Origin of the sequence: uncultured Psychrosphaera sp., assembly GCF_947500655.1 — a bacterium.
Taxonomy (GTDB): Bacteria; Pseudomonadota; Gammaproteobacteria; order Enterobacterales; family Alteromonadaceae; genus Psychrosphaera.
Map to the genome: position 1 here is coordinate 25897 of NZ_CANMSK010000008.1, position 25751 is coordinate 51647.

Genomic DNA, 25751 nt, shown 5'->3' on the forward strand with positions numbered 1-25751 from the left:
AGAAAACCTTTTGTTATGTTTATTATTTTATTGGTTTAATCAATAGTTGTTAAAGCTCTATCGGCTAACTAAATAAAAAATCCAATTTTGTGTGAATTTTAATCGTAAAAAAATATGAAGAGTGCTTTATAACCTAGTATTGGCAATTATCCAAATACCCGTTATGGCAATAAAATGTATTTTTTAAAATATCGAAACTGTATATTAATATTTAGCGCATACAAGGTACAAGTTTTATATCCATAACCTGCTGAACATACTGATATTTTATAAATAATTAATTTTATATTTATCTGTACTCAATTAATTCTTGTATTAAAAAAGCATACAAACTCAACAGATAAAAAAGAAAGTAGCAAATACAAGGCTAAGGCTATTAATAATAACCTCTAAAAATATGACAAACTTGGTAGCGATTAGTAAAAAAGACTCGAAAGGTAATGCTAACAACCTTTATAAAAACGTTTTTTAAGAAAAAAACAAAGCAATTGATTAAACTATAAGCAAATAAAACAAAAATCAAAAACAGGGAGTGACAAGCAAAACAACATTGCTTATACTGCCTGCCGTTTTCAGCAAGAAACTATTTTTGCAACGAAAACAAATGGAATGCCCCCTTAGCTCAGTTGGTTAGAGCATACGACTCATAATCGTCAGGTCCCCTGTTCGAGTCAGGGAGGGGGCACCATTTTCTCTCCCAAGCAATTTTGAAACAAGAGTACAACCCACAAACTTTTTACTTTCAATCGTTTAATAATTCCGTTTATTTTTATATCCCCCAATTGAAGCTGTCATTTTCAATTTATGTAACACAACTTTGTTATGCTGAATATGTATGTACTTTTAATAATGAATACCCATTTTATTATTTGTATCTCTATGATTATTGCCTATTCTTTTGCTAGAAATAAAATTAATAGTATTAACGAAAGGGTAACTTGTGAAAAAATCAACTCTGCTTGCAGTATTATCTTCATTAATCATTACAACACCAGCTTTAGCTCAAGACGATGACCATGGGTTTAAGCACAATGTCATTGGTGTTTTTATTGGTAAAACAAAATCAGACTACAGTCACAAGGCAAGTTACGGATTAGAATATGAATACCGTTTTGACCAAACTTGGGGAGCTGGTGCCGTATACGAAAAAACACCTGAAGCGCATGACGATCACCATGGTCATTATGATGACATATCAGTAGCTTTAGTCTCTGGTTACTACCATTACAACTTACTGCGTATTGGGCTTGGTTTTGGACAAGAGAAGATTCACGGCTCACATAGCTACACAGAGTCGCTTGTTAGAACCAGTGTTGCGTACGACTTCCACATCACCGAGCACATTGGTATTGCACCAGCATTCAGTTTAGACGCTGTAGATGGTCATACAGCTAAAATTTACGGCATTGCAATTAACTATATATTTTAAAGCCCATTGAGCTTTAATATAGAAATACAAAAGGCTCATATTTGAGCCTTTTGTATTTCTAAGGTTTGAGTTTAGAATTTTATTGTACAGTTGGAGACGCTTGCGGCTTGGCATTCTCTTTTATATGTTTTTTTACATAACCCATTACACTGTCTGATGTTAATTTAAAGGTTACTGAAATATCCATCCCAAAACTCTTTAAGCTTTTTGCCGTCCAGTTATTGCAAGTATTCATTAAATAGTAATTACCCACACCTGTATAAAACTGACTATCACCATAAAGCCCATCTTGAGTTGGAAGCAACAAAGCTTGTTCATCCCTAGCAAAACTGCCAGAAATAAATGTCATTAATAACGATATTTCACTTTCCGTCATCGGCAAAAATTGTACATCACTCACAGGGAAAAAAGCCGATACTTCTTTATTAATCCCAACAGCATGCATAACCGAATCAGTAGGCCACAACATAGCTTGCACAGCTAATCCTGCCGTAATATCTTGAGCCTGATAAAAACCTTTATCACCCCAGCCAAATTCAATATAAGAAGTACCATCAAACCGCTCCCCCAACTCTGGAATAGCAGCAATAGCATTAACGGATGGAACTACCAAAGACGTATGCCAACCATGACTAACAACATAAATATGATTAAAACCAAAACCAGAATAAGATTTGGGAGACTCAACAACAGCAGGGCTAGTGGAACAGGTAGAAATAGTCACGATAAGAAAAATAATAAGGAGTAAAGCAGATAAATAACGCATGAATAACTTAATCCAGTTCTTAACATTGCCACCCACTTTAAATTAAATCACCTGAGTTTGTAAAATTAAAAAAAATATGCATTTTCTGACGTAATTATCTTGGTGTTTTAGTCTGAATTACCGGTCTAAATTGAAAATTTGAGATATGTTTACGATTTTGGTTAAACACGACATACGTAGATGTCTCAGAGTGCTCTGATTTAGTTTTTTGTTTGATTACCTATTTATTAAACTGCAGGATTATTAAGCCAATAATCTTCTACAGATGGATAAGTTTGGTCGCCGTTTTAGTTGTTTATGCTCTACAAAGTTTTGTAGAACATGCTCATTGCCAACCGCACCATGGAATACAGTGGTGAATTGTTTGGTCATCACTAACCAGTTATCTGGCTCTATGTTTAATCTTCTTAGTAGAGTTGGTAAATTGTTATCTATATGTCCTGCTTTCTCTTCTCTTACACAACGTCCTGTTACTTCGACTAATTCTATGTATTCTTTTAATTCAAATGGAATGACATCAAGCATGTCTTTTTTGAGATTTCCTACAAATGGTTTTAGTGACTTTGGTTGTGTTTGATAAAGTGCATGATGAATACGCTGTTTTATGCTGGTGTATTCTGATGTTTCTGGGGTTTTGGCTATATTGGCTCTTACTGGGTTTAAATCTACATATGCCATACAAGCGAGTAAAGCAGAGTCATCTAACAAGGCTTGGCATTTGAATCGGCCTTCCCAGAAACGTCCAGTGCAGCTATCTTCTTTATTCGCCTGTCTGGCAATACCTTCATTTAATACACGCATAAACCAACTTATATCCATTAAACGTTTTCTGTAAATGACGGTTATTTCCTCTATGGCTAGTAGCTCTGATCCAGTTAGAGGCTTGGATTCATTTAAGAGTTTACTGTTTAAGTCAGGTGAACCATTAATTTTAGATAGGTATTTTTGTGTCAGTAACGTGCCTTTAAACAACCTATGCCAACGAGTTAGAACCTCGGTTGTATCCCAGCTAAGCGCTTGTTGTTCATTTATATGTAAAACAAGGTGGGTATGATTACTCATGACGGCATAAGCACACACTTCAATCGCAAAGACTTGTGGTAACTGCTCTATCTTATCTTCTACCCATTGCCTTCTGTGCTCATAAGATTGATGGGTTTGTTTGTCTTCTCCGCATAGGAATGCCCTACGAACACATCTTGAAATACAATGATAGTAAGGCGTATCCGCTAAGCTAATTTGAAATTCTCTTGGTCTAGGCATAAAAAACACTCAATGTACCAATATGGGTACAAATGAGTTTAGTTCACATTAAAATGGATGGCACTTTTATTTAAGTCAATTTATAACTAACCGTTAGGTTCGGTTCGCCTTGCTTTTGCTTTTGCTTTTGCTTTTGCTTTTGCTTTTAAGTCTCCATCCAAATATTCCTGAGATAAAATAAGTTTTCCAAAATATGAGACAGGACGTCGAATAAGGGCTTGTTTTCAGGGACGAAAGTTAAGCCCGTTTTTGAGGATAAAACTTAATTTTATAGAAGATAAGAATATTGGTTGGAAGCGGCCTTTTGGGGTTAGGTTTTTGGGCTGTTGCAAAAAGGTGACTTGCCGAGGGGCGAAACCCTAGAGTTCACAAGTAATATAATTAGAAACTACAAACCTAAAATGAATGTATAAAACAAATTGGCTCTTAAAAGGATCACAGCCCTTAAGGATAAGACACCTAGGGCGAAGCATTCAAGCACAAAAAAGCCTTTCGCAAGAAAGGCTTTTATCTTTTAAAACAAACAAGAACAAGAATCCCTATTCATGCAAAAACATAAACTTCAACACAAACAACGCGGTTAACGCCCACACACCTTTTGACACTTGGTTAGATTTACCTGTTCCAACTTTAAGTACGGTATAAGTAATAAAACCAAACGCGATACCGTTAGATATTGAAAAGGTAAATGCCATCATTACTGTAGTGCATACTGCGGGGGCGTATTCTGTTAAGTCATCCCAATTTAAGCTTTTTAAAGAGCTCATCATTAACATGGCAACATAAATAAGTGCACCGTCTACCGCAAATCCCGGTAACATTTTAGCAAGTGGTAGAAGGAATACGCCTGCGGCAAATAACAAACCGATAGTCACAGCAGTTAAACCTGTACGACCACCAACAGAAACACCAGCGGCTGATTCCACGTAAGACGTTACTGGAGGACAACCAAATGCAGTACCAACTACAGATGATATAGAATCTGCTTTTAGTGACTTACCTAGGCCTTGAATTTTACCATTTTCATCTTGTAAGTTAGCTTTTTCGGCAACGCCCATTAAGGTACCAGCGGTGTCGAATATATTAACAAATAGGAAAGTAACAATAACTGGAATTAAGGCTACTTCAAATGCACCTGCAATATCAGCTTTCCATAAAATTGGCTCAAGAGCTGAAAATTCAGGAACCGCTAAGATACCGTTATAACTCACAAATCCTGTGGCTGGCGCAAATGCTTTAGCCGCTTCTGCAACAACAAAAAAGTCAGTCGGTAAAACCCAAGTCATAATAAACGCAATTAAGGTAGTAACCCCAATACCAATAAGCACACCACCAAACACTTTTCGGTAACTTAGAATAGCGATAAGTAAAAAACTTAGAAAACCAAGAGCCGGAGCTTCAGGACCAAATACACCAAAACCAAAGTGGGTAAGATCTGCGATAGAAACTATATTGTCTGGGTTCGCAACAACAATACCGGTAAAGCGTAAACCAATAAAACCAAGAAAGAGGCCAACACCTGCAGTCATTGCTAAACGTAAACTCATGGGAATACTGTCAAGCATCCACTCTCTTAAACGAGTCACACTCATAAGAACAAATAACACCCCCGATAAGAAAACAGCACCCAATGCAATTTCCCAGCTATAACCCATAGCGCCAACCACTGAGAATGTGAAAAATGCGTTTAAGCCCATTCCAGGAGCAAGACCCACAGGCCAATTTGCGTACAATCCCATGATAAGAGTTGCGATAGCTGCGCCAATACAAGTGGCTAAAAACAATCCATCAAATGGCATGCCTGAATTTGACATAATTGTTGGATTTAAAAACATGATGTAAGACATAGTAACAAAGGTGGTAAAGCCAGCCATGATTTCGGTTTTCACCGTAGTTTTATGTGCTGCAAGCTTAAACCAGCGTTCTAAAAAACCTACGCTTTTGGGTTCATTATCGTAAGTTTGCTCAACTTGTTTCATATCTCAAATTCTCTTGTTGTTTGATATATAGCTATCGTTTTATTAGTAATAGCATTACCTTTATGTGCTAGTAAACTCACAAACCTTGACACTTATGTCAATATTTATCACTAAGTATACAGGTGAATATTATTGCTTTATTGCTACTGGTGAAGTTAAATCATCTATAAAAACTGACACTTGTGATAACTTTCTAGCCATCATGCGTTAGTAGTAAATAAAATAATTAGTTATAAGTACTATATAAGCATAAGCACTAATAAATTGCGTAAATTTAAAGTACTGCTTTATACAATAAAAAGGATAAACATGTTTTCATCATTAAGATCTTTCACTAGCTTGGTACTATTGGTTAGTCCATTAATATTTTGCCAGAGCTTTGTGGTAACTGCTGCAGCAAAAATAGAAAATAGCCAAACTAATTGGTTTAATGACTTTAAACAGCAAGCATCTGATAAGCAACTTTATAAATTTTTATACAACATGCCTAAAGGTGCCGATTTACATAACCATGCAAGTGGTAGCAACTTTCCACGTTGGTGGTATGAGCTTGCAATCAATAGCGAGCTTAATGGCGGTTACCGTTATTACACAAAAACTAAATTAACCTTATGCCAAGGTTATGGCCAAAATGCCTTTGGGTATATCTCGCCGACGCTGACTTTTGTAACCATAGCTGAAAATATTTATAAAAAGCTCAGTGCTTGTGAACAAAAAAATTACACACAACTTTCATCCTTAACACCAAAAGAGATAAAGGCGTGGGAACAAAGCATTTGGTTGGATAAAGACTACGAAGGTCGTGACGAGTTTTTTCAAACTCATTGGCAACGGTTAAATGAGCTGGCTAATAATCCGTATATTGCAGCAGAAATGCTTGTGCGAAATATGAAAGCGTTTGGCAATGAAGGACTAATTTACCTTGAGAGTCAATTTAATGTGACTGGGTTTATGACACCAAACGGTAAGCCTCAAACTCAAACTGCAGCTTTAAACATTCTTAAGGAACGTTTGGCTCAAGACGACGCCAAACAAACTGGTGTGGAAGTAAAACTGGTTTATCAACTATTGCGCTTTACTCCTAACGCAGAACAGCAACTAACCGACATTTATAAATTTGTTGATCAAAATCGTGACCTATATGTGGGCATTAATATGGTTGGTAGAGAAGATAACGGTAAAGGCCATCCACTACGTTTTTTGTCTACCTTGCGTGAACTAAGACAACAATATCCTGCCATTGCTCTTACTATTCATGCGGGTGAAGTGGATGAACCAAACTTTCATATTAGAGATACGTTATTACTAGGCGCTGATAGAATTGGTCACGGCGTTAATTTATTAGGAGACCCACAAACAACATTATTGATGCGTCATAATCATTATTTAATAGAAGTTAATCTGATCAGTAATTTGTTGTTGGAATATGTTGATGACTTTAAAAAGCACCCTTTTCCAGAATTTTTACGCACAGGCATTCCTGTGGCTTTATCAACTGACGACCGCGGCATGTTCCATTCAAACTTAACCGATGAATTCTTTATCGCAGTTAAGACCTTTAATTTGTCTTGGCAGGAAGTGGTAACACTAAGTAAAAACTCTCTCGAATATAGTTTTTTAGATCACCCAACAAAAAAAGCAATGCTTGTTAAGTTTGATGAAAACATTAATACATTCACGCAAAACTTTGAACAAAATGGCTCAAGCAGTTTGCAAAAACCAGCGGTGTTGAATCAATTTATTCGACGTTATTATCCACAATTAACTGATTAGGCTATTTTTTATGAAGAATTTATTTATGCACACTTTTTTAATTAATAATTTAAAAAAACTCACCATAATATTCATCAGCTTGATCTTAATAAGCTGTACACAGGCTGACAAATCTTATACGCAAGTTGTTGCTAATGCCAAGTTAACTGAGGTAGCAAATACCATTAACTTGGAAGACAACAACGCTGCTTTAAAAACAATTTCTGATGTAGATTATGCGCAATGGAGTGAAGAAGAAAAACAGTCGGCTCTATTATTAACAGCATTAGGCTGTATCGATATTAGTACTAATGATAGCAAGCAATCCACTTCAGTAGATGACTGCAAGGCTTTACAGCCTTTATCAATTGATTATCCAAATGTGCCATCATCGTTAACATTAGTATTCAATGAATTGCTAGAGCAGAATATTATTCAAGGCTACAATATCAAGGAGCAAGAACTGGTTACGTCAAAAGAGACTGGTAACAATATTTTCCTTTACGGTCATAGTTCTTTACCGCACGCCAAGCAGTTGATCAGTTTATTGAACATAAATAACATTGATTTTACTTGGCAACTTATTCCTAAAAGTTCGGCGTTTAATATTCGTGATGATTGGCAAGATACTAAGATTGATGAAAAAGAATCCAGAGTACGAATAGCCAAAGAATACGACATTCGATTAATTTTTGCAGATCAAGCTGAACAGCTTAGCTTTATGCCTTTAATTAATAAATACGCCAAAAAAGACACTGACGATGAAGCTGGATTAATCATTAATGCTTGGTGGCAGCCTTTTTATCGCAGTTTTTCTGCGCTAGAGTCCTTTATGCCTGTTAAGAGAATTTCTTTACAAGCCGATGGTTTTATTGCCTCGACTCTTGTACTTCAACCTGATCTTACAAAAACTCTTGATTTGATTAAAGCTAGTCTGGCAAACATAGAGGTAACAATTTCAACTGAAGATGTATGGGTAAACCCAGCATTTTACCGTTATCTTAATGGTGGTTATAAATAGACTGTAAACCACTATAAAACTGATTTTTATAAATCCGCGTTTATAGATTAACTATTCGGCACTAGATTAGTGCAACTGCTCTATTGTAGTGCTGAATTGTTTATTTTTAAAGCCTTTCAACTAAACTCTCACATATTCCAATCTAAAAATTAACCAATATAAACATAAACTTAACTACAAAAATAAGACTTGACACTTGAGTCAACTAAATGGCATTAATTCTGCTTTAATTACCCTAATAAAATAATAACTAACTGAAGCTAACCATCGAGTTAGCACTTTCAATAAAACTTTAGGGGAATATTCTACTATGTCATTACGTACATATAAAACCAGTTACCTTGCTTCTGCTATTGCGTTAAGCCTTAGTATGTCAGCGAATACTTTCGCGGCAGATGAAGCAGAAGAGCCTACTGATAAGGAAATTGAAAAAATTGAAGTACGAGGCTCTTTAGGCAGCCTTCCTGGACAAGCCGTTGAATCTGTTTTTGGTTTTGGTAAATCAATCTTAGAAACGCCTCGTTCTGCTTCAACTATCAGTCAAGAGCAGATGGAACGTTTTAGCGTAAGTGATATAGATGAATTAGTTGCATTTGCTCCTGGTACATTTACCCAATCATTTTTTGGTGTTGCGGGCTCGCTAGATGTTCGTGGTACGCCAGGCGAAACTTATTTCCGTGGTGTTAAACGTTTAGATAACCCAGGAAACTATCCAACACCAATTGGTGCGTCAAGCCGTGTTGATATTGTACGTGGCCCAGCCTCACCTATTTATGGTCCGGCAAAAATAGGTGGTTACTTAAACTTTAATCCTAAATCTGCACGCGCTAGCGGTGGCCAATATTTAGATGACAACACTGGCGGCTTTTCTTATACAACAGGAAGTTGGAATAAAAATGTCATAACCGCAGAAATCGGTGGACCAGCTGAAATTGCAGGAAAAAAAGCAGGTTTCTATATATACGGTGAAGTTGAGAGATCTGATAGCTTTTATGAAAATACAAAAACAGATCAAACTGTATTACAAGCGGCATTTAACATTGACGTAACAGATAATCTTCGTTTTGAATTTGGTGGTATGTACCATGATTACGATGGTAATCAAGTTGCAGGTTGGAATCGCTTAACTCAAGACTTAGTTGATAACGGTACTTATATTACAGGTACAGCTCAGCCACTAGATACTGATGGTGACGGCTATATTTCTCATCAAGAATACAACGCAGCAGGTGTAGATCAATATATTTGGCAAGTGCCAATGAATGGAACTACTCCAGACCTTATTCCAGATATTATGGCGTTAGAAAATGTTGGAACAACAACATTAGATGCTAGCCAAGTATTAGTCGCAGAAGATGATGAACTGACGAATACCGTTCAAACATTGTACTTTGATGCTATGTATTACACCGATAACGGTTGGGAAGTTAAAAACCAATTATTTTATGAAGGATACGAAAATAACAATGAAAATGCCTACGGGTTTTCTCAATATCATGATAGTTGGGTAATAGAAGATAAAATTGTTTTCTCTACTGAGTTAGAACTTGACGACATGATTGCTCAAGTACAAATTTCGCCATCATTACGTTATGTTGATTTTGAACATGGTGAAGATTGGAAGAATGAATATTTTGATCGCCGCGATTTAACAATGGAATCAAGTTCACTTGACCGCCGTTTATTAGCAACCGTAATTGATGATGATTATACAGAATGGTATGAAGGTAATTATTTAGATCTTGGTTTTGCTGCTATGGTCGATCTTACTTGGGAATGGGGTCTAAATGTTGTCCTTGGTGCACGTTACGACTCATTTGATATGGAAAGTAGTACAGACCCAGATAAATTATTATTAGGTAACTACGGTTCTGGTTTTGTTATTATGTCTGACGATGGAAAATACATATTAAATGACTTTGGTGCAGACTCAGCAAACTATACCGCTGCGGATATAACAGCCCCTGTAGAAGCTGAAGATACGGTTGATGGTGTTTCTTGGAATACCAGTATTTCGTATAAGTTTGATATGGGTTTAATTCCATATATCACAGCAGCTGAACAATCGACTATTATTGTTGGCCAAGGTGCAGAAATTAAAACAGGTAGTATCTACTCTGGTGGCGTTTTCGATAAATCTACATTAATGGAGTTTGGTGTTAAAGGTACATTCCTAGAAGACTCTCTTTACTTTGCTCTTTCAAACTATACTCAAGAACGTACCGATACCAAAGCACAATCGACTACGCTTAATAATGTAACTGAAACTAAAGGTACTGAATTTGAATTACGTTGGGTCGTGACTGATGACTTAGTTGTATCAGCAGGGTACACCGATGTTAAAGTTCTGAACTTAACAGCAATAGAAGATGGCGGTCAATATGGCTTCTTCGGTGCTGAAGATATGCCATTAGTTGAACCTTCACTTGCTTATGGCGGTGTAGTTGGCGGCACAAATCCTACAAGTAATAACCCTGAGGGTCTGAAAGCAGGTATTCCACAAAACATTTACTCTTTCACTGCTAGTTATGATTTCCAAAATGGATTTTCAGCTAATGCCAGTGTTATTGATGTAGATTCTACCTATTCTGGTTATTCACAGGCTGTGTTACTTCCATCTTATACTTTAGTAAATGCCGGTGTGTTATATCAAGCAGATACATGGTCAGCGAGTCTTAACGTTAAAAACTTAACTGATGAGACTTATTACCGTGCAAACTTCCCGGACTTATTTGGTAGTGCGGTGGTTTTACCTGAACTTCCACGTAGCGTACAAGCTAAGTTCACTTATAACTTCTAAGTTAGAAGTTATGACTTTAAAGAAATAAAGTAAGAACTAGAATAAAGCGAAACATATCAAAAATATGTTTCGCTTTTTTAGCTTTTAATTAACAGTTAGGTAAATCCACAACAAACATATAGAGGAAAATCATGAAGTATTTCTATCGAGCATTTTTATTTTGTAGCTTAGCCGCCTTGCTAAGTGCCTGCGAGAAAAGTAACACTGAAACAACGTCTAATACACCTATAGAAGTAAAAGTAGTTGTTGTTAATATGTTTGAAATTGGTGAAGACGACGGCGACAAAGCCGGTGAATTTCAAATGTGGAAACAAGGTCAGCAATTAAATACAAAATATCCATTCCCTCAGTCTTTTCATGACTTATATTACAATGAAGACACTGGTGTGTTAGGCATGGTCACAGGAATGGGAACGGCTCGTGCAGCCTCTGCCATTATGGCCTTAGGACTTGATCCTCGCTTTGATCTAACCAAAGCATATTGGTTAGTTGCTGGGATTGCTGGTGTTGATCCACAAGATGCATCAATAGGCTCTGCAGTGTGGGCAACTTGGTTAGTTGATGGCGATTTAGCACATCAAATTGATGCTCGTGAAATCCCAAAAGACTGGAAGTCAGGTTATTTCCCTCTTTTCTCACATGCACCATATGTAGGTAAAACAGCGAAAGATACTAAACATCAATCGGCTGGCGAAGTATATAAAATCAATGGCGAGTTGGCAGAGTGGGCTTATCAATTAACCAAAGACACTCCATTAACAGATTACCCTGCCATGCAAAAACTTAGAGCTAAATACGTTAATTATCCAAAAGCTCAATTACCACCGTTTGTGTTAAAAGGTGATCATATGGCAGCCGCTACTTTTTGGCATGGCAAGCTTATGAATGACTGGGCCAATTCATGGTCTAAATTCTGGAGTGATGGTGAAGCAAACTTTGTCACTTCTGGTATGGAAGACACAGGAACGTATCAATCATTAACTTACTTAGATAAAGCTGGCAAAGTAGATAAAACGCGTTTTATGGTGCTTAGAACGGCCAGTAATTACAGCATGCAACCTGGTAGCTTAACTGCAGCAGAGAATTTGAAACTGGAAAGCGGTGAAAATGGTTACGCTGGAATGCAATCGTCTTTAGAGTCTGCTTATTCTGTAGGTAGTATCGTAGTTAATGACATAGTGGCTAATTGGGAAAAGTATAAAGACGCTTATCCTTACCAAGTGAAGCCTTGATTAATAATTAGTTGATTGTTTGCTTAGTCACTTAATAAAAAATAACGGATGTTGCTAACGTCTCGTAACACAGCCAAAGGTATTAATAGCGATTATGGAAATTTTATACAAAGTTGAAGATAAGCCACCTGTTGGTACGTCTATTCTATTAGCAGCACAACATTTATTGGCTGCGCTAAGTGCAATAATCACAGTACCATTAGTAATAGGCGGCGTTTTAAAACTACCAGTAGAAGACATTATTGTATTGGTTAACGCAGCTATGCTGATATCTGGTGTGGTTACTATTATTCAATGCCGAGGGATAGGTTCTATTGGTATAAGGTTACCTTGTGTTATGGGCACTAGCTTCACCTTTGTTGGAGTCTCTATTGCAATTGGTTTTGAATACGGCGTATCTGGCATTTTAGGTTCAGCTTTGGTCGCATCACTTATTATGATCATCGGTAGTTTTTTTATGCCGACCATCAGAAAGTTTTTCCCTCCAGTTGTTACTGGAACTGTGGTTACGCTCATTGGGCTATCATTAATTCCAGTTGCCGTTGATTGGTTTGCTGGCGGTCAAGTAGGCCAAGAGGGTTATGCATCCCTACCTAATTTAGCAATAGGTTTACTTGTATTAGTTACGGTTGTTGGCTTATCTATTTATGGTAAAGGCTTATTATCCGCAGCGTCGGTTGTTATTGGTATGTTAGTGGGTTATCTCATTTGCTTAGCTTTGGGATTAATTGACTTTAAACCTGTGCAAGACTCACCGCTAATTGCTTTACCTAGCCCTTTTCACTTTGGTTTAAGTTTTCCAATTAGTGGCATCATAGGTATGTCTATTGCTTACTTGGTGACAATTGTTGAATCTACTGGTGATTTTCTTGCGTTATCCAATGTCACCAAAACAAAATTAACCGGTAAAAAATTATCCAGTGGCATTTTATGTGATGGATTAGGTTCAGCCTTAGCCTCGGTATTTTCCACTACACCATTTTCATCATTCTCACAAAACGTCGGAATTGTTGGCATGACTGGTGTAGCAAGTCGATATGTTGTTGCTATTACTGGCGCTATGTTAGTCCTTGCTGGCTTATTTCCGATTTTAGGTGCTATGGTTGTTTCTATTCCCCTTCCTGTTTTAGGTGGCGCTGGCTTAGTTATGTTTGCCATGATCATCACAGCCGGAGTGAATATTTTATCAACGACACAACATACAAAAAGAAATGGAATGATCATCGCTGTTAGTATTGCCTCTGGTATGGCCGTTACTTTTCGTCCTGAACTTCTGAGCCAATTACCTGAATCTATAAAAATTATTTTAGCCTCTGGCATTACCACAGGTTCAATTATCGCTTTAATATTAAATATTATTCTTCCTAACCCTGATAAAGTTGTGGATACTGAATAGCAATGACAATTAACACTGTGATCAAGGAGTTAACAATTACTAGCACACCTACTCCTCCACTAAAGAATGCATGGCTTGCCAGCTTAGCTTTGGAATTTAGTTTAACGCCAAATGGCAGCCAACTTACTCGAACTAAACGCAATGGGCCATTAAGTGTACAAAAAGCGTTTTATCCAGAAGGGCGCGACTGTGCTCATATTTATTTATTGCATCCACCTGCGGGGATTGTTTCGGGTGATGAATTGCGTATTGATATACAAGTAAATGAACAAGCACACAGTTTAATTACGACTCCCGGTGCCAATCGCTTTTATCGCGCCCGTGAAGACTTAACCATTGGCGATTCAAAGCAAGTTCAGCATTGTGGAGTTAATCTTAAACAAGCAGCAAAATGCGAGAACTTCCCACTGGAAACTATTGTCTACGAAGGTGCCGATGGCTTTAATACTGTAGATGTACATTTAACTAATGAAAGTAGTTATTTAGGCTGGGATATTACTTGTTTGGGTTTACCCAGCTCAGGCCAACTTTTTAAACATGGCAGCTATACTCAATTGAATCGAGTTTATTGTGAAGGTACTTTAATGTATCACGACAGGATTGCCATTAAGCCTAACAATCATATACATCAACATGTTGCAGGTTTAAACAATCACAGCGTGTTTGCTACTTTTATGGCTTATGCCGCAAAAGGACAAGTCACTGATGCTGACAACAAAATGTTAGTTGAGCAACTGCGTGATTGTATGATTGCCGCAGACTCAAAACACAAAGTCAGTATTAGCCAAATACGCCAGTTATTAATAATACGTTATTTAGGTGACAGCGCTGAAGAGTGCAAAGCCTTATTTATTATTTTATGGCAAAAAATACGGCCACTTTATTTAAATAAAGCAGCCAATGTACCGCGCGTTTGGCATACCTAAACAGCACTTATAAAGATGAATTAGAGACATCTGTTTTAGATATCTATATTTAAAAAAGAACAACAACACAGTCGAGAATATTATGGATTTATTGCCAAGAGAAAAAGACAAATTAATGATCTTTACCGCTGCATTATTAGCAGAACGACGTTTAAAACGAGGGGTAAAGCTTAATTACCCAGAAGCGATGGCTTATATTTCAATGGAAATAATTGAAGGTGCACGCGATGGTAAAACCGTTGCTGAAATGATGGATTATGGTCGTACCTTATTAACACGTGAACAAGTGATGGATGGCGTTTCTGAGCTTATTCCAGAAGTGCAAGTTGAAGCTACGTTCCCTGACGGCACTAAGCTTGTCACGGTTCATAACCCGATTATTTAATCGACTTAGCCAACCGTTAACCACAAGAGAATACATTATGATCCCAGGTGAAATAAAAACAGACAGTGGCGACCGCGAGTTAAATGTAGGTCGTGAACCGATAAAAATTACCGTTGCCAACTCTGGTGACCGACCAATTCAAGTCGGTTCGCATTATCATTTTTACGAAGTGAACCGCGCGTTGATTTTTGAGCGTGAAATCACTAAAGGTTATCGTTTAGATATTACCTCAAGTACTGCGGTTCGTTTTGAGCCAGGTCAAGAAAGAGAAGTTACTCTTATCCCTTATCGCGGTAAGCGTCGAGTATTCGGCTTTCGTGGTGATATTCAAGGTGCTCTTCGTGATGATAGTGATGGTAAAAAAGAGGGAGATAAATAGTCATGGCAACGATTGATAAACATTCTTATGCACATATGTTTGGTCCAACAGTTGGCGATCGTGTTCGCTTAGCCGACACTGATTTATGGATTGAAGTAGAAAAAGATTTTACTGAATACGGCGAAGAAGTCACTTTTGGTGGCGGTAAAGTTATTCGAGATGGTATGGGACAAAGCCAAGCGTCATGTTTTGAAACAGTAGATTTGGTCATTACCAATGCACTTATTCTTGATCACTGGGGCATAGTAAAAGCTGACGTCGGCATTAAAGATGGCCGCATCGCTATTATTGGTAAAGCTGGTAATCCTGATATTCAAGATAATATTGATATTGAAATTGGTGCCGGTACTGAGGTTATTGCAGGTGAAGGCCAAATATTAACGGCCGGTGGAATCGATGCGCATATTCATTTTATTTGCCCACAACAAATTGAAGAAGCCCAAATGTCAGGTGTCACCACTATGATTGGCGGTGGTACAGGCCCTGCAACAGGAACTAAAGCGACAACATGTACACCAGGACCTTGGAATATTCATAAAATGTTGCAGTCAACTAATGACTTTGCAATGAACTTTGGCTTTTTAGGCAAAGGCAACGTGAGTTTGCCACAAGCTTTAGAAGAACAAATTGAAGCCGGTGTTTGTGGTTTAAAATTGCATGAAGACTGGGGCACAACGCCAGCGGCTATTGATAACTGCCTATCCGTTGCTGAACGATATGATGTTCAAGTTGCGATTCATACAGATACGCTAAATGAATCTGGTTTTTTAGAAGATACATTGGGTGCATTTAAAGGTCGTACTATTCACACTTATCACACAGAAGGTGCAGGTGGTGGTCATTCACCTGATATTATTCGCGCTTGTGGTGAGCCTAACGTATTACCTTCATCAACTAATCCAACGCGTCCTTATACGATTAATACCATAGATGAACATTTAGATATGTTGATGGTATGCCATCACCTCAATCCATCTATTCCAGAAGACATTGCTTTTGCTGATTCTCGTATTCGTAAAGAAAGTATTGCGGCTGAAGATATTATGCATGACTTAGGTGCGATCAGTATGATCTCGTCTGATTCACAAGCCATGGGACGTGTTGGTGAAATGATCACCCGTACTTGGCAAACCGCCCACAAAATGAAGCAACAGCGTGGTCCTTTAGCACCTGATACTGAACGCAACGATAACTTCCGCGCTAAGCGTTATATTGCTAAATACACAATAAATCCGGCGATCAGTCATGGTATTAGCCATGAAGTTGGCTCAATTGAAGTTGGCAAGTTAGCGGATTTAGTATTATGGAAACCCGCATTTTTTGGTATTAAGCCGTCGATGATCATCAAGTCTGGTTTTATTGCAGCTGCGCCTATGGGGGATGCCAACGCATCTATTCCAACGCCACAGCCTGTGTATTATCGCCCAATGTTTGGTGCTTTTGGTAGTGCGTCGGCAAAAACGTCCATGACCTTTATGTCGCAAGCGTCTATTGACGCTAATGTGCCAGAGAAAATAGGCATGACTCGAATGATTGGGGTTTGTAAAAACACTAGAAATATCGGCAAAGACGATATGATCCATAACAGCTGGCAACCTAAAATAGAGGTGGATGCACAAACCTATGAAGTAAGAGCCAATGGCGAGTTATTAACTTGTGAGCCTGCGACTTCGCTTCCTCTTTCACAGCTGTATTGCTTATTTTAATTAAAAACTTTAGGAAATTACATGTTAAAAGCATATGAACGTTTTGATCATATTCACAGTGAAATTACAGACTCAATCACACTCGATCAAGACACTCGTAAAAAAGCGCGCATTAAAGGTAAAACTAACGGCGGCTTAGATATTGGTATTTTTATGGAGCGTGGCCATCCATTATTAGTGGGTGAAGTTTTAAAAACCGAATGTGGTTTATTTATTGAAATAAAAGGCCAAGAAGAACCCGTATCTACCGCGATTGCAACTGACTGGTTAACGTTTTGTAAAGTGTGTTATCACCTAGGCAATCGTCATACGTCTTTACAAATTGGTGAGTTATGGGTACGTTTTAAACCTGATCATGTTTTGGAAGAATTAGCCGAAAAATACGGCTTAACTATCAATAAGACTCCCGCTATATTTGAACCTGAAAATGGCGCTTATGGTAAAGGCGGGCACTCCCATAGTCATGGTGAAAGCGAGCATTCGCACAGCCATTCCCATGCTTAGTAATGCAGACTCAAATATGAATACTAATGCGCCAAATATTCAGCAGAGTAACCCAATCCAATTAAATAGGTTATTGCAGTTATGCAGTGCCAATTTACCGGTTGGTGGTTTCTCCTTTTCGCAAGGATTGGAATATGCCGTTGAAATGGGTTGGTTAACGTCACCTGAAACAGCAGCTAGCTGGATAAATATCAATCTGGAAGAGTCCATAGCACAAACGGATTTAGCTATTTTACAACGCTTATATCAGGCGTTAAGCAACAATGACTTTGATGCGTTTAATACTTGGAATGAACACTTAATAGCTTGTCGTGAAAGTCATGAGTTATTACTGGCAGACTTAGCAATGGGCAAAGCTTTAGTAAGATTATTAAGACAACTTGATAGTATTGACAGTGCAGCTTATGAGCCTCTTTTAAAAGTCTCTGAGATCAGTTTTGTGAGTGCTTTTGCTGTTTGTGCATTCTTATTTAAGCTAGATATAGTGTCAGCCCAAAGCGGTTATTGTTGGACTTATATTGATAACCAAGTAGCCGCAGCGACTAAGCTAATTCCGCTTGGTCAAACTCAGGCACAAAATTTACTATTTGAGCTTACTGAAAATACTCAGTTGATTATTGATAAGTCTAACCAAGTTGTGGATGACGATATTGGAACTAGCTTACCGCATTTAGCGATGGCAAGTGCTTGGCATGAGACGCAATATTCACGACTATTTCGTTCGTGACTATAAAGAAAGATATAAAAAATAAAATAAAAAGAAATATATTCAAGAGAGAACATAAATGAAAAAACAAGTTTTACGCATCGGCGTTGGTGGTCCAGTAGGATCAGGAAAAACCGCATTATTACGCCAGTTATGTTTAGCATTACGTGATAAATACAGCATGGCTGTAGTAACCAACGATATTTATACCCGTGAAGACGCTGAGTTTTTAACTAAAAATGATGCTCTATCGGCAGATAGAATTATGGGCGTTGAAACTGGCGGTTGTCCGCATACTGCAATCCGTGAAGATGCATCAATGAACTTAGCCGCGATTGATGAGTTACAAGAGTTACACCCAGATTTAGATTTTGTGTTAGTTGAAAGTGGTGGTGATAATTTAAGTGCGACTTTTAGCCCTGAATTATCTGATTTAACCATATACGTTATTGATGTTTCAGCGGGCGATAAAATCCCACGTAAAGGTGGTCCTGGTATTACTAAATCTGACTTGTTAATTATTAATAAAATTGATGTAGCTGATTTAGTTGGCGCGTCATTGGAAGTGATGGACCGAGATACTAAAAGAATGCGTGGCGACGGAAAATTCATATTCTCTAATATGAAAACTCAACAAGGCCTAGCAGAAATAATAGAATTTATTGAACAAGAAGGTATGTTGAAAGTTTAATTTTCAGCATTGATTTACTAATAAACCAAATTTATACCAATTGAATTAAGGAATTAACATGAAATTTTTAACAATACTTATTAGCTTACTTTTTATATTCAGTGCTCAAGTAGCCGCTCATCCAGATCATAGTTTAACTGAGAATTCTCATGCTATTTATCACACTGTGTTTTGGGCTTTATTTGCTGTTGTAGTTTACAAAGGTTATACATGGTTTAAAAATAAGAAGTCAGAAAAGAATCAAGATTAATAAGTTAGATATCATCTATTTATAAATAAGATTGCTGTAGTGGATACGTTTTTAACTAAGGTTCCATTACAGCAATTTTTTGTCGCTTTTAAAAGGTTAAACAGCTGAGCTTATTTGATACCACAGCCTTTAAGAATGATCTGCGTTAATGAAGCAACCACATCTTCAAAGTCTTGCTCATCCATTTTATCTTTACTTAATCCTGCCACAACTTGAACATTAAAATCAGCATAATGCTGAGTTGAACTCCAAATTAAAAACAGTAAATGATGTGGATTAACGGTATCAATTAAGCTTTGTTCAATCCAAGATTCAATAACTACAACTTTACTGGCTAACCAAGATTTAAAGTCGCTGTTTAGGTACTCACTTAATACTGGAGCGCCATGAATTATTTCGCTGGCAAATATTCTTGAGCCATCAGGATCATCTTTAGCGTGCATCACTTTTGCACGGATATAATCGCTCAAGGCTTGCTTTGGATCATTGTCTGCATTTAGAGTGTCGTAATCCGTATTCCACACGTTAATAATGCTACTTAGTAGTTGCTGATATAAGTCTGTTTTATCTTTAAAGTAATAATGGATATTAGCTCTAGGGATCTTTGCACGTTCGGCAATTCGCTTAATGGATGCACCTTTAAAACCATGGGTAACAAATTCCTTTTTTGCAGCATCAAAAATAATAGCTTTATTCTTCTGCCTGATACGCCCTTCAGACTCGTTTACTTTTGTCACAAAAACTCCTTTTATATTATTAATTTTAGTACCAAGATTATTGGCAGCGGCAGATTAATATAAGCCGCTGATAATGTTAACAATTAGAAAGTAAAAACCGATTTTTTACAACCTATATAAGCCCAGCCTTCAATTCAACACGACGCTTATGCAATAACGGCTCTGTGTAACCACTTGGTTGCTCTTTGCCTTTGAATATCAAATCCATAGCAGCTTTAAACGCAATATTAGTGTCAAAGTCAGCTGACATAGGTTTATACGTTGGATCGGTTTGGTTTTGTCCATCAACCACAGCCGCCATGCGCTTCAACGACTCCATCACTTGCTCTTGACTTAATATTCCGTGCAATAACCAATTACAAATATGTTGGCTTGATATACGCAAGGTTGCTCTATCTTCCATACGCTCTACATTCTCAATATCTGGCACTTTTGAACAACCAACACCTTGGTCAATCCAACGAACTACATAACCTAACAAGCCTTGTACATTGTTATCTAACTCATTTTTAATGTCGGCTTCGGTTAATTCACTTTGATTTTTTAATAATGGGATCGTTAACAAGTCAGTTAGGCCATCGTCATACTGGGTTGTGGTAAATGTGTTCAGCATAGCGTCTTGAATATCACTTACGTTTATTTGGTGATAATGTAAAACATGCAAGGTAGCAGCAGTTGGTGAAGGAACCCAAGCACAGTTAGCGCCAGATTTTGGATGCGCTATTTTGGTTTCTACCATAGCGGCCATTTCATCTGGTGTTGCCCACATGCCTTTGCCTATTTGTGCTTTACCTTTTAGACCGGCTTGTAACCCAATGCGCACATTACGGTTTTCATAAGCTATGATCCATGGTTCATTCTTCATTAACTCTTTGCGCGCCATTGGACCAGCTTGCATACTGGTATGAATTTCATCGCCAGTTCGGTCTAAAAATCCAGTATTAATAAAAGCGATTCGGTCTTTAGTAGCCCGGATACATTCTTTTAAATTCACTGATGTTCTGCGCTCTTCGTCCATAATACCTAATTTAATGGTATTAGTTTCTAGACCTAAACATGACTCAATACGAGTAAATAATTCATTGCTAAATGCCACTTCATCAGGCCCATGCATTTTAGGTTTCACAATATAAATGCTGCCTTGCTGGGAGTTTATAAATTGAGAATTACGTTTTAAATCATGCAGGGAAATTAGTGTGGTGATCAAGCCATCTAGAATACCTTCTGGCACTTGCTGATTGTCAGCGGTTAATACTGCATCGTTTGTCATTAAATGACCTACGTTACGGATAAATAACAAACTGCGACCTGGTAAAGTTAACTCGTTATCATCTAACGTTTTATAGGTTTTATCTGCATTTAATGAGCGGGTAACGGTTTTACCATTTTTTTCTAACGTCTCGGTTAAGTCACCTTTCATTAATCCTAACCAGTTACGATAAACCGCCGTTTTATCTGCTGCGTCAACCGCTGCAATTGAGTCTTCACAGTCTTGAATAACAGTTAATGCAGATTCCAAAATAACATCAGAAACTGATGCTATATCGGTTTTTCCTACTGGCGAAGTTGGATCAATTTTAATTTCTATATGCAGACCATTATTGTTAAATAGTATGGTCGTTGGTTTGTCTTGCTCGCCGTTATAACCAATTAGCTTTTCTGGGTGTTTTAAACCTACTGTTTTTTTTGCACCTATAGTTGCAACTAATTGAGAGTTAGCTATTTGATAACTAATGACATCACTATGACTTCCTGAAGTTAACGGGATTGCTTGATTTAAGAAGGCACGAGCATAAGCTGTTACCTTAGCGCCACGGATAGGGTTGTAACCTTTACCTGCCTTTGCACTATCGTCATTGCTGATAACATCTGTACCATAAAGTGCATCATACAAACTGCCCCAACGTGCATTTGCCGCGTTTAAAGCAAAGCGTGCATTCATCAAAGGCACAACTAATTGAGGACCAGCAACCAGTGCTACTTCGTCATCTACCTTGGTTGTTGTTATAGAAAAACCTTCTTTTTCTTTAACAATGTAACCTATGTCCGTTAAAAACTCTTGGTATTCATCTTGGCTAAACGCATTCTTTTTATGGTCAAAGTGCCACTTATCTATTTGCGCTTGAAATGTTTCTCTTTGCTCTAATAAACTTGCATTCTTTGGCATAAACTCATCAAAAATATCTGCCATAGATTGCCAAAAATGTTCAGCATTTATTCCTGAGTCTGGCAGGACTTCATTTTCTACCAAGTTGTATAGTGACTCAGCAACTTTATAACCATGTTTTATTACACGTTTGTTCATAACAGTATCCTTTTCCTCAAGCAAAATCAGAGCAAATCATTCATTAAAACTATTTATTATTTTGCTGTAACCAAATAGCTAATTGACCACGTTCTTTATCGGTTATTTTAGTTTTATTCATAAATGGCATATCTTTAGCGTCAACAACTCGAGCCTGTATGCGTGGCGCCCATTGTTTAATTGAAGCTTCGCCATTAAACACGACACCACCTTGAGCTACCGTAAAAATGTCGTCGGTATTTTGCTCAGAATGGCATGAGCTACAGCGGGCTTCTATAATAGTTTGCACTTCAGCCATGGTTACTTTTTGCTGTAATTGCTCTTTGGTTACCTCCACCTTTTCTGGTGCAATGGCATAGGCTAATGTGATTGTTGCTAATATTGCTCCAATAATAATACTTGGCTTATTTTTACCAAAATGACGAAGTACAAAATATTGTCTTACCGCCGCACCTATTAAAACAAGTCCCATTAATACAGCCCAACCAGCATTGTGATTAAATGTCATTGGGTAATGGTTAGAGATCATAATGAAGATCACAGGCAAGGTAATATAAGTATTATGAGTTGAGCGTAATTTGGCGTTCAAACCATATTTAGAATCTGGTTTTGTTCCGTCTTCTACCGCTTTAACCAAAGCGCGCTGTGCTGGCATAATGCCAAAGAACACATTCCCAGCCATGATAGTTCCCATCACTGCGCCCATGTGCATATAAGCACCACGAGCACTAAATACTTGCATCAAGCTGTAAGATAACCAAGTGCCTAATGCCAGTAAAATAATGGCTAAAATTAAACTGTGATCTTTAAGTTTAGTTCTAACTAAAACTTCATACGTTCCAACACCAACAACAATTGAACCTAAGCCATATAAAATAGCTTGAAGTTGAGTAAGCTCGGCAACACTAGAGTCAATAAGGTAAGTTTCAGCCCCTACATAAAACATGAGCGATAATAAGAAGAAGCCAGTGATCCATGTGGTGTACGCTTCCCACTTAAACCAATGCAACATAGTTGGCATTTTTGGTGGCGCAAGTTTGTATTTGGCTACCTCATAAAAACCACCGCCGTGAATAGCCCACAGATCACCAGAAATACCTTTGTCGGCTTTTTCCTGTGGCGGTGTTTCTAAGTGATTATCTAGCCACACAAAATAAAATGATGCGCCAATCCAAGCAATACCTACCACAACGTGGGCAAAGCGAAGGACTAAATTAAGCCAATCTGTAATATACGGATCCATAATTTTTCTCGATTCTTATTCTTTAATAAAAAATTTATAATTTACGTGTTTTATTTAAACTTTTTCGCCCATTATATGGGTAGCAATTACATGACGTTCATCACCTAACATACTCAGAATAAATAGTTTTTCAGACAAGTTAGTACAATGCGTCATACGTCTTGCCATTAAAGGCGTCGCCTTGTAATCAAGCACAACAAAGTCAGCTTCTGCACCTTTGGTAAAGTTACCAATTGTCCCTTCTAAATCCAGAGCAATAGCACCGCCAAGTGTGGCTAAGTAAAAAGACTGGAAAGGACTTAATTTATCGTTACGTAATTGTTGTGTTTTATATGCATCATTCATAGTACTTAACATAGAAAACGTAGTACCCGCGCCGATATCAGAGCCCATTCCTACATTAATGTCGAATTGCTTAGCCTGTGTAAGATTATACAAACCGCTGCCTAAAAACAGGTTTGAGCTTGGACAAAAAGCAATAGCCGAATTGGTTTCACCTAAGCGCTGACATTCTGAGTCATGCAAATGAACACCATGAGCAAAAACACTACGTCGGCCTAACAATTTACTCTTGTCGTACACATCTAAGTAACCATCAGATTCTGGAAATAACTCTTTAACCCAAGCTATTTCATTCTTGTTTTCACTTAAATGAGTATGTAAGTACACACTAGGGTTTTCAGCTAGTAATTGACCTGCTTTTTTTAATTGTTCAGGAGAAGAGGTTGGTGCAAAACGTGGTGTAATGGCGTACTGTAAACGGTCGACTTTATGCCATTTTTCAATTAATTGTTTTGACTCTTGATAGCCTAACTCTGCCGTGTCCGACAAATCTTCTGGGCAATTACGATCCATTAATACCTTGCCACAGATCATTCTTAATTTTCGCTGTTGTGCTGCAGTAAAAAATGCATCGACCGAGGCTTTATGCACAGTGCCAAATACTAGTGCCGTTGTAGTTCCTGCATCTAGCAACTGCTCCAAAAAGAACTCAGCTACGCCTTTAGCGTGTTCAAAGTCACTAAATTGCTTTTCAAATGGGAAGGTATAATTCTCTAACCATTCCAATAGTTGTTCACCATAAGAGGCGATCATTTCTGTTTGTGGATAATGCACATGCGTGTCAATAAAGCCGGGCATGATCAAACCATTTTCATAGTGAGTTATTTCAACACTATCATCAATTGTTGGCAGCAATTCAGCGGCACTTCCAACTTGTTCAACTAGTCCGTCTTTTAAAATTAACAAACCGTCTTCGATATATTGATAGCTGTCTTCTAAGGCGACTTTTGCAGGGTCTGCCAAAAAATGTAACAACTCACCACGGTATACTTTTAACATTATTTTACCTTTGTAAACTTTCTTAAATTCAACTCTTTTAAAAAGAGTTGTTTGACTAGCTCTGTGCGATAACTAATGAACCATCAAGTTCCAATACATCGCAGTTGTCACCTTCGCCACCTCTATCAATTACCAAGAAGTCGCTTTCGCTGCTCAGTGCTAAACAGAAGTGATGCCACGTGCCTTTGTGATAATTCACACCTTGGCTAGAGTCCGCTAAAAATACTTCAATTTTATTAACATCAAACTCCCCCGCAGGGGCAACCACTACTAAATAAGGATTTTGTCCCATAGGAATAAATGCTTGGCTACCTAAAGGATGGCGTTCCATCATTTTTATCGCAATAGGCTGTTCTAATGGTGTTGAACGGAAAATATTAACTAAAGTACGACCATTATTATCATCCACATCAACCTTGGCTAAGTCATGATAACGCTGAGTAAAACCATCGTTAATAGTGAAATTATTAGCTTGTTCATTCGCTTCAATTACATCACCAAACGCTTTAAACGCGTCTTTGGTTAATGGCTTAGGTATAATTTCTTTTAACATGATCTTTTCCAATTCATTTACATATACTAAACAGCACTAGCTACCACGGTACGTTGAATAACCATACGCAGTTAACAACAATGGAATATGGTAATGCGCACCACCAGCATCTATCTCAAACACGATATCAACATAAGGATAAAATCCTTTTTCGTCGTTCGCGTTAAAGTAAACCGCAGTCGCAAAATGCATACGATAAACACCAGCGGGTAAAACCTCACCGTCAGCTAATAAATTTGGTAAACGGCCATCTTGATTGGTGACACCGCCATTGATCTCCTGCCAATTATTACCATCTTGGGCAAATAAAGTAATTGGCACATTTTGCGCGGGTAAGCCGCGTGTAACATCTAATATGTGTGTAGTAATTTGACTCATGTTATTCCC

At 37.7% G+C, this 25751-nt stretch carries 23 protein-coding genes and 1 tRNA gene; 15 read left to right on the forward strand and 9 right to left on the reverse strand.

The genetic code is table 11. The annotated features are described in order from the left end of the window. Positions 1–611: 611 nt before the first annotated feature. Both Q0940_RS08545 and Q0940_RS08550 read left to right on the forward strand, forming a co-directional pair. Positions 612–688 (forward strand) — tRNA-Ile (locus tag Q0940_RS08545). 252 nt (positions 689–940) lie between these two features. Then, on the forward strand, positions 941–1429 hold the full coding sequence (locus Q0940_RS08550) for a hypothetical protein (RefSeq protein WP_299267026.1): 489 nt from the start codon (positions 941–943) through the stop codon (positions 1427–1429). Between the two features lie 79 nt (positions 1430–1508). On the opposite strand, the gene Q0940_RS08555 is transcribed toward Q0940_RS08550, so the two are convergent. The 3 genes from Q0940_RS08555 to Q0940_RS08565 all read right to left on the reverse strand — a co-directional run bounded on the left by Q0940_RS08555 (position 1509) and on the right by Q0940_RS08565 (position 5437). Further along, complete coding sequence (locus Q0940_RS08555) at positions 1509–2195, reverse strand: TIGR02117 family protein (protein WP_299267028.1); 687 nt, start codon at positions 2193–2195, stop codon at positions 1509–1511. Positions 2196–2438: 243 nt separating this feature from the next. Beyond that, on the reverse strand, positions 2439–3458 hold the full coding sequence (locus tag Q0940_RS08560) for a transposase (RefSeq protein WP_299267031.1): 1020 nt from the start codon (positions 3456–3458) through the stop codon (positions 2439–2441). 539 nt (positions 3459–3997) lie between these two features. Continuing rightward, positions 3998–5437, reverse strand: a complete 1440-nt coding sequence (locus tag Q0940_RS08565) for an NCS2 family permease (protein WP_299267033.1) — start codon at positions 5435–5437, stop codon at positions 3998–4000. Positions 5438–5746: 309 nt separating this feature from the next. On the opposite strand from Q0940_RS08565, the gene Q0940_RS08570 reads away from it, so the two are divergent. From Q0940_RS08570 to Q0940_RS08630, 13 genes are all read left to right on the forward strand, one after another. Next, on the forward strand, positions 5747–7210 hold the full coding sequence (locus Q0940_RS08570) for an adenosine deaminase (RefSeq protein WP_299267036.1): 1464 nt from the start codon (positions 5747–5749) through the stop codon (positions 7208–7210). 10 nt (positions 7211–7220) lie between these two features. Continuing rightward, positions 7221–8210, forward strand: coding sequence for a hypothetical protein (locus tag Q0940_RS08575; RefSeq protein ID WP_299267039.1), 990 nt, complete (start codon positions 7221–7223; stop codon positions 8208–8210). 310 nt (positions 8211–8520) lie between these two features. Continuing rightward, a complete protein-coding gene (locus Q0940_RS08580) occupies positions 8521–11010 on the forward strand; it encodes a TonB-dependent receptor plug domain-containing protein (protein WP_299267042.1) in 2490 nt (829 codons plus the stop codon). 131 nt (positions 11011–11141) lie between these two features. Further along, positions 11142–12242, forward strand: a complete 1101-nt coding sequence (locus Q0940_RS08585; protein ID WP_299267045.1) for a purine nucleoside permease — start codon at positions 11142–11144, stop codon at positions 12240–12242. 94 nt (positions 12243–12336) lie between these two features. After that, positions 12337–13638, forward strand: coding sequence for a nucleobase:cation symporter-2 family protein (locus tag Q0940_RS08590; protein ID WP_299267048.1), 1302 nt, complete (start codon positions 12337–12339; stop codon positions 13636–13638). Positions 13639–13640: 2 nt separating this feature from the next. After that, complete coding sequence (locus tag Q0940_RS08595; protein WP_299267051.1) at positions 13641–14564, forward strand: urease accessory protein UreD; 924 nt, start codon at positions 13641–13643, stop codon at positions 14562–14564. 82 nt (positions 14565–14646) lie between these two features. Further along, a complete protein-coding gene (locus Q0940_RS08600; RefSeq protein WP_299267053.1) occupies positions 14647–14949 on the forward strand; it encodes an urease subunit gamma in 303 nt (100 codons plus the stop codon). 37 nt (positions 14950–14986) lie between these two features. Further along, positions 14987–15328 carry an urease subunit beta gene (locus tag Q0940_RS08605; protein ID WP_299267375.1) on the forward strand — a complete coding sequence of 114 codons (342 nt, stop codon included), beginning with the start codon at positions 14987–14989 and terminating at the stop codon, positions 15326–15328. Between the two features lie 2 nt (positions 15329–15330). Next, entirely contained in the window at positions 15331–17034 is a 1704-nt protein-coding gene (ureC, locus tag Q0940_RS08610) for an urease subunit alpha (RefSeq protein WP_299267056.1), read from the forward strand. Between the two features lie 21 nt (positions 17035–17055). Further along, positions 17056–17538: an urease accessory protein UreE gene (ureE, locus tag Q0940_RS08615; RefSeq protein ID WP_299267059.1), complete on the forward strand. Its 483-nt coding sequence runs from the start codon at positions 17056–17058 to the stop codon at positions 17536–17538. Further along, positions 17531–18265, forward strand: a complete 735-nt coding sequence (locus Q0940_RS08620; RefSeq protein WP_299267063.1) for an urease accessory UreF family protein — start codon at positions 17531–17533, stop codon at positions 18263–18265. Before ureE ends, Q0940_RS08620 begins: the two co-directional genes overlap by 8 nt. Before the next feature lie 58 nt (positions 18266–18323). Then, complete coding sequence (gene ureG, locus Q0940_RS08625) at positions 18324–18935, forward strand: urease accessory protein UreG (RefSeq protein WP_299267066.1); 612 nt, start codon at positions 18324–18326, stop codon at positions 18933–18935. 58 nt (positions 18936–18993) lie between these two features. After that, positions 18994–19185, forward strand: coding sequence for a hypothetical protein (locus Q0940_RS08630; protein ID WP_299267067.1), 192 nt, complete (start codon positions 18994–18996; stop codon positions 19183–19185). A gap of 110 nt (positions 19186–19295) precedes the next feature. Here the strand turns inward: Q0940_RS08630 and Q0940_RS08635 are convergent, their stop codons facing one another. From Q0940_RS08635 to uraH, 6 genes are all read right to left on the reverse strand, one after another. Beyond that, a complete protein-coding gene (locus tag Q0940_RS08635; RefSeq protein WP_299267070.1) occupies positions 19296–19922 on the reverse strand; it encodes a TetR/AcrR family transcriptional regulator in 627 nt (208 codons plus the stop codon). Between the two features lie 112 nt (positions 19923–20034). Further along, the gene (locus tag Q0940_RS08640) at positions 20035–22227 is read right to left on the reverse strand and encodes a malate synthase G (RefSeq protein WP_299267073.1); all 2193 of its coding nucleotides are present in this window, start codon (positions 22225–22227) and stop codon (positions 20035–20037) included. Between the two features lie 49 nt (positions 22228–22276). Next, positions 22277–23470, reverse strand: a complete 1194-nt coding sequence (locus tag Q0940_RS08645; RefSeq protein ID WP_299267075.1) for a urate hydroxylase PuuD — start codon at positions 23468–23470, stop codon at positions 22277–22279. A gap of 54 nt (positions 23471–23524) precedes the next feature. After that, the gene (gene guaD / locus Q0940_RS08650; protein WP_299267078.1) at positions 23525–24811 is read right to left on the reverse strand and encodes a guanine deaminase; all 1287 of its coding nucleotides are present in this window, start codon (positions 24809–24811) and stop codon (positions 23525–23527) included. A gap of 55 nt (positions 24812–24866) precedes the next feature. After that, complete coding sequence (locus Q0940_RS08655) at positions 24867–25364, reverse strand: ureidoglycolate lyase (RefSeq protein WP_299267081.1); 498 nt, start codon at positions 25362–25364, stop codon at positions 24867–24869. Between the two features lie 36 nt (positions 25365–25400). Further along, on the reverse strand, positions 25401–25742 hold the full coding sequence (gene uraH, locus Q0940_RS08660; RefSeq protein ID WP_299267084.1) for a hydroxyisourate hydrolase: 342 nt from the start codon (positions 25740–25742) through the stop codon (positions 25401–25403). Positions 25743–25751: the final 9 nt, after the last annotated feature.

Excerpts from the sequence above, each read along its gene's own strand:
- Q0940_RS08555 (WP_299267028.1), bottom strand. The coding sequence starts at position 2,195 with ATGCGTTATTTATCTGCTTTACTCCTTATTATTTTTCTTATCGTGACT.
- Q0940_RS08560 (WP_299267031.1), bottom strand. The coding sequence starts at position 3,458 with ATGCCTAGACCAAGAGAATTTCAAATTAGCTTAGCGGATACGCCTTAC.
- Q0940_RS08565 (WP_299267033.1), bottom strand. The coding sequence starts at position 5,437 with ATGAAACAAGTTGAGCAAACTTACGATAATGAACCCAAAAGCGTAGGT.
- Q0940_RS08570 (WP_299267036.1), top strand. The coding sequence starts at position 5,747 with ATGTTTTCATCATTAAGATCTTTCACTAGCTTGGTACTATTGGTTAGT.
- Q0940_RS08575 (WP_299267039.1), top strand. The coding sequence starts at position 7,221 with ATGAAGAATTTATTTATGCACACTTTTTTAATTAATAATTTAAAAAAA.
- Q0940_RS08580 (WP_299267042.1), top strand. The coding sequence starts at position 8,521 with ATGTCATTACGTACATATAAAACCAGTTACCTTGCTTCTGCTATTGCG.
- Q0940_RS08585 (WP_299267045.1), top strand. The coding sequence starts at position 11,142 with ATGAAGTATTTCTATCGAGCATTTTTATTTTGTAGCTTAGCCGCCTTG.
- Q0940_RS08590 (WP_299267048.1), top strand. The coding sequence starts at position 12,337 with ATGGAAATTTTATACAAAGTTGAAGATAAGCCACCTGTTGGTACGTCT.
- Q0940_RS08595 (WP_299267051.1), top strand. The coding sequence starts at position 13,641 with ATGACAATTAACACTGTGATCAAGGAGTTAACAATTACTAGCACACCT.
- Q0940_RS08600 (WP_299267053.1), top strand. The coding sequence starts at position 14,647 with ATGGATTTATTGCCAAGAGAAAAAGACAAATTAATGATCTTTACCGCT.
- Q0940_RS08605 (WP_299267375.1), top strand. The coding sequence starts at position 14,987 with ATGATCCCAGGTGAAATAAAAACAGACAGTGGCGACCGCGAGTTAAAT.
- ureC (WP_299267056.1), top strand. The coding sequence starts at position 15,331 with ATGGCAACGATTGATAAACATTCTTATGCACATATGTTTGGTCCAACA.
- ureE (WP_299267059.1), top strand. The coding sequence starts at position 17,056 with ATGTTAAAAGCATATGAACGTTTTGATCATATTCACAGTGAAATTACA.
- Q0940_RS08620 (WP_299267063.1), top strand. The coding sequence starts at position 17,531 with ATGCTTAGTAATGCAGACTCAAATATGAATACTAATGCGCCAAATATT.
- ureG (WP_299267066.1), top strand. The coding sequence starts at position 18,324 with ATGAAAAAACAAGTTTTACGCATCGGCGTTGGTGGTCCAGTAGGATCA.
- Q0940_RS08630 (WP_299267067.1), top strand. The coding sequence starts at position 18,994 with ATGAAATTTTTAACAATACTTATTAGCTTACTTTTTATATTCAGTGCT.
- Q0940_RS08640 (WP_299267073.1), bottom strand. The coding sequence starts at position 22,227 with ATGAACAAACGTGTAATAAAACATGGTTATAAAGTTGCTGAGTCACTA.
- Q0940_RS08645 (WP_299267075.1), bottom strand. The coding sequence starts at position 23,470 with ATGGATCCGTATATTACAGATTGGCTTAATTTAGTCCTTCGCTTTGCC.
- guaD (WP_299267078.1), bottom strand. The coding sequence starts at position 24,811 with ATGTTAAAAGTATACCGTGGTGAGTTGTTACATTTTTTGGCAGACCCT.
- Q0940_RS08655 (WP_299267081.1), bottom strand. The coding sequence starts at position 25,364 with ATGTTAAAAGAAATTATACCTAAGCCATTAACCAAAGACGCGTTTAAA.
- uraH (WP_299267084.1), bottom strand. The coding sequence starts at position 25,742 with ATGAGTCAAATTACTACACACATATTAGATGTTACACGCGGCTTACCC.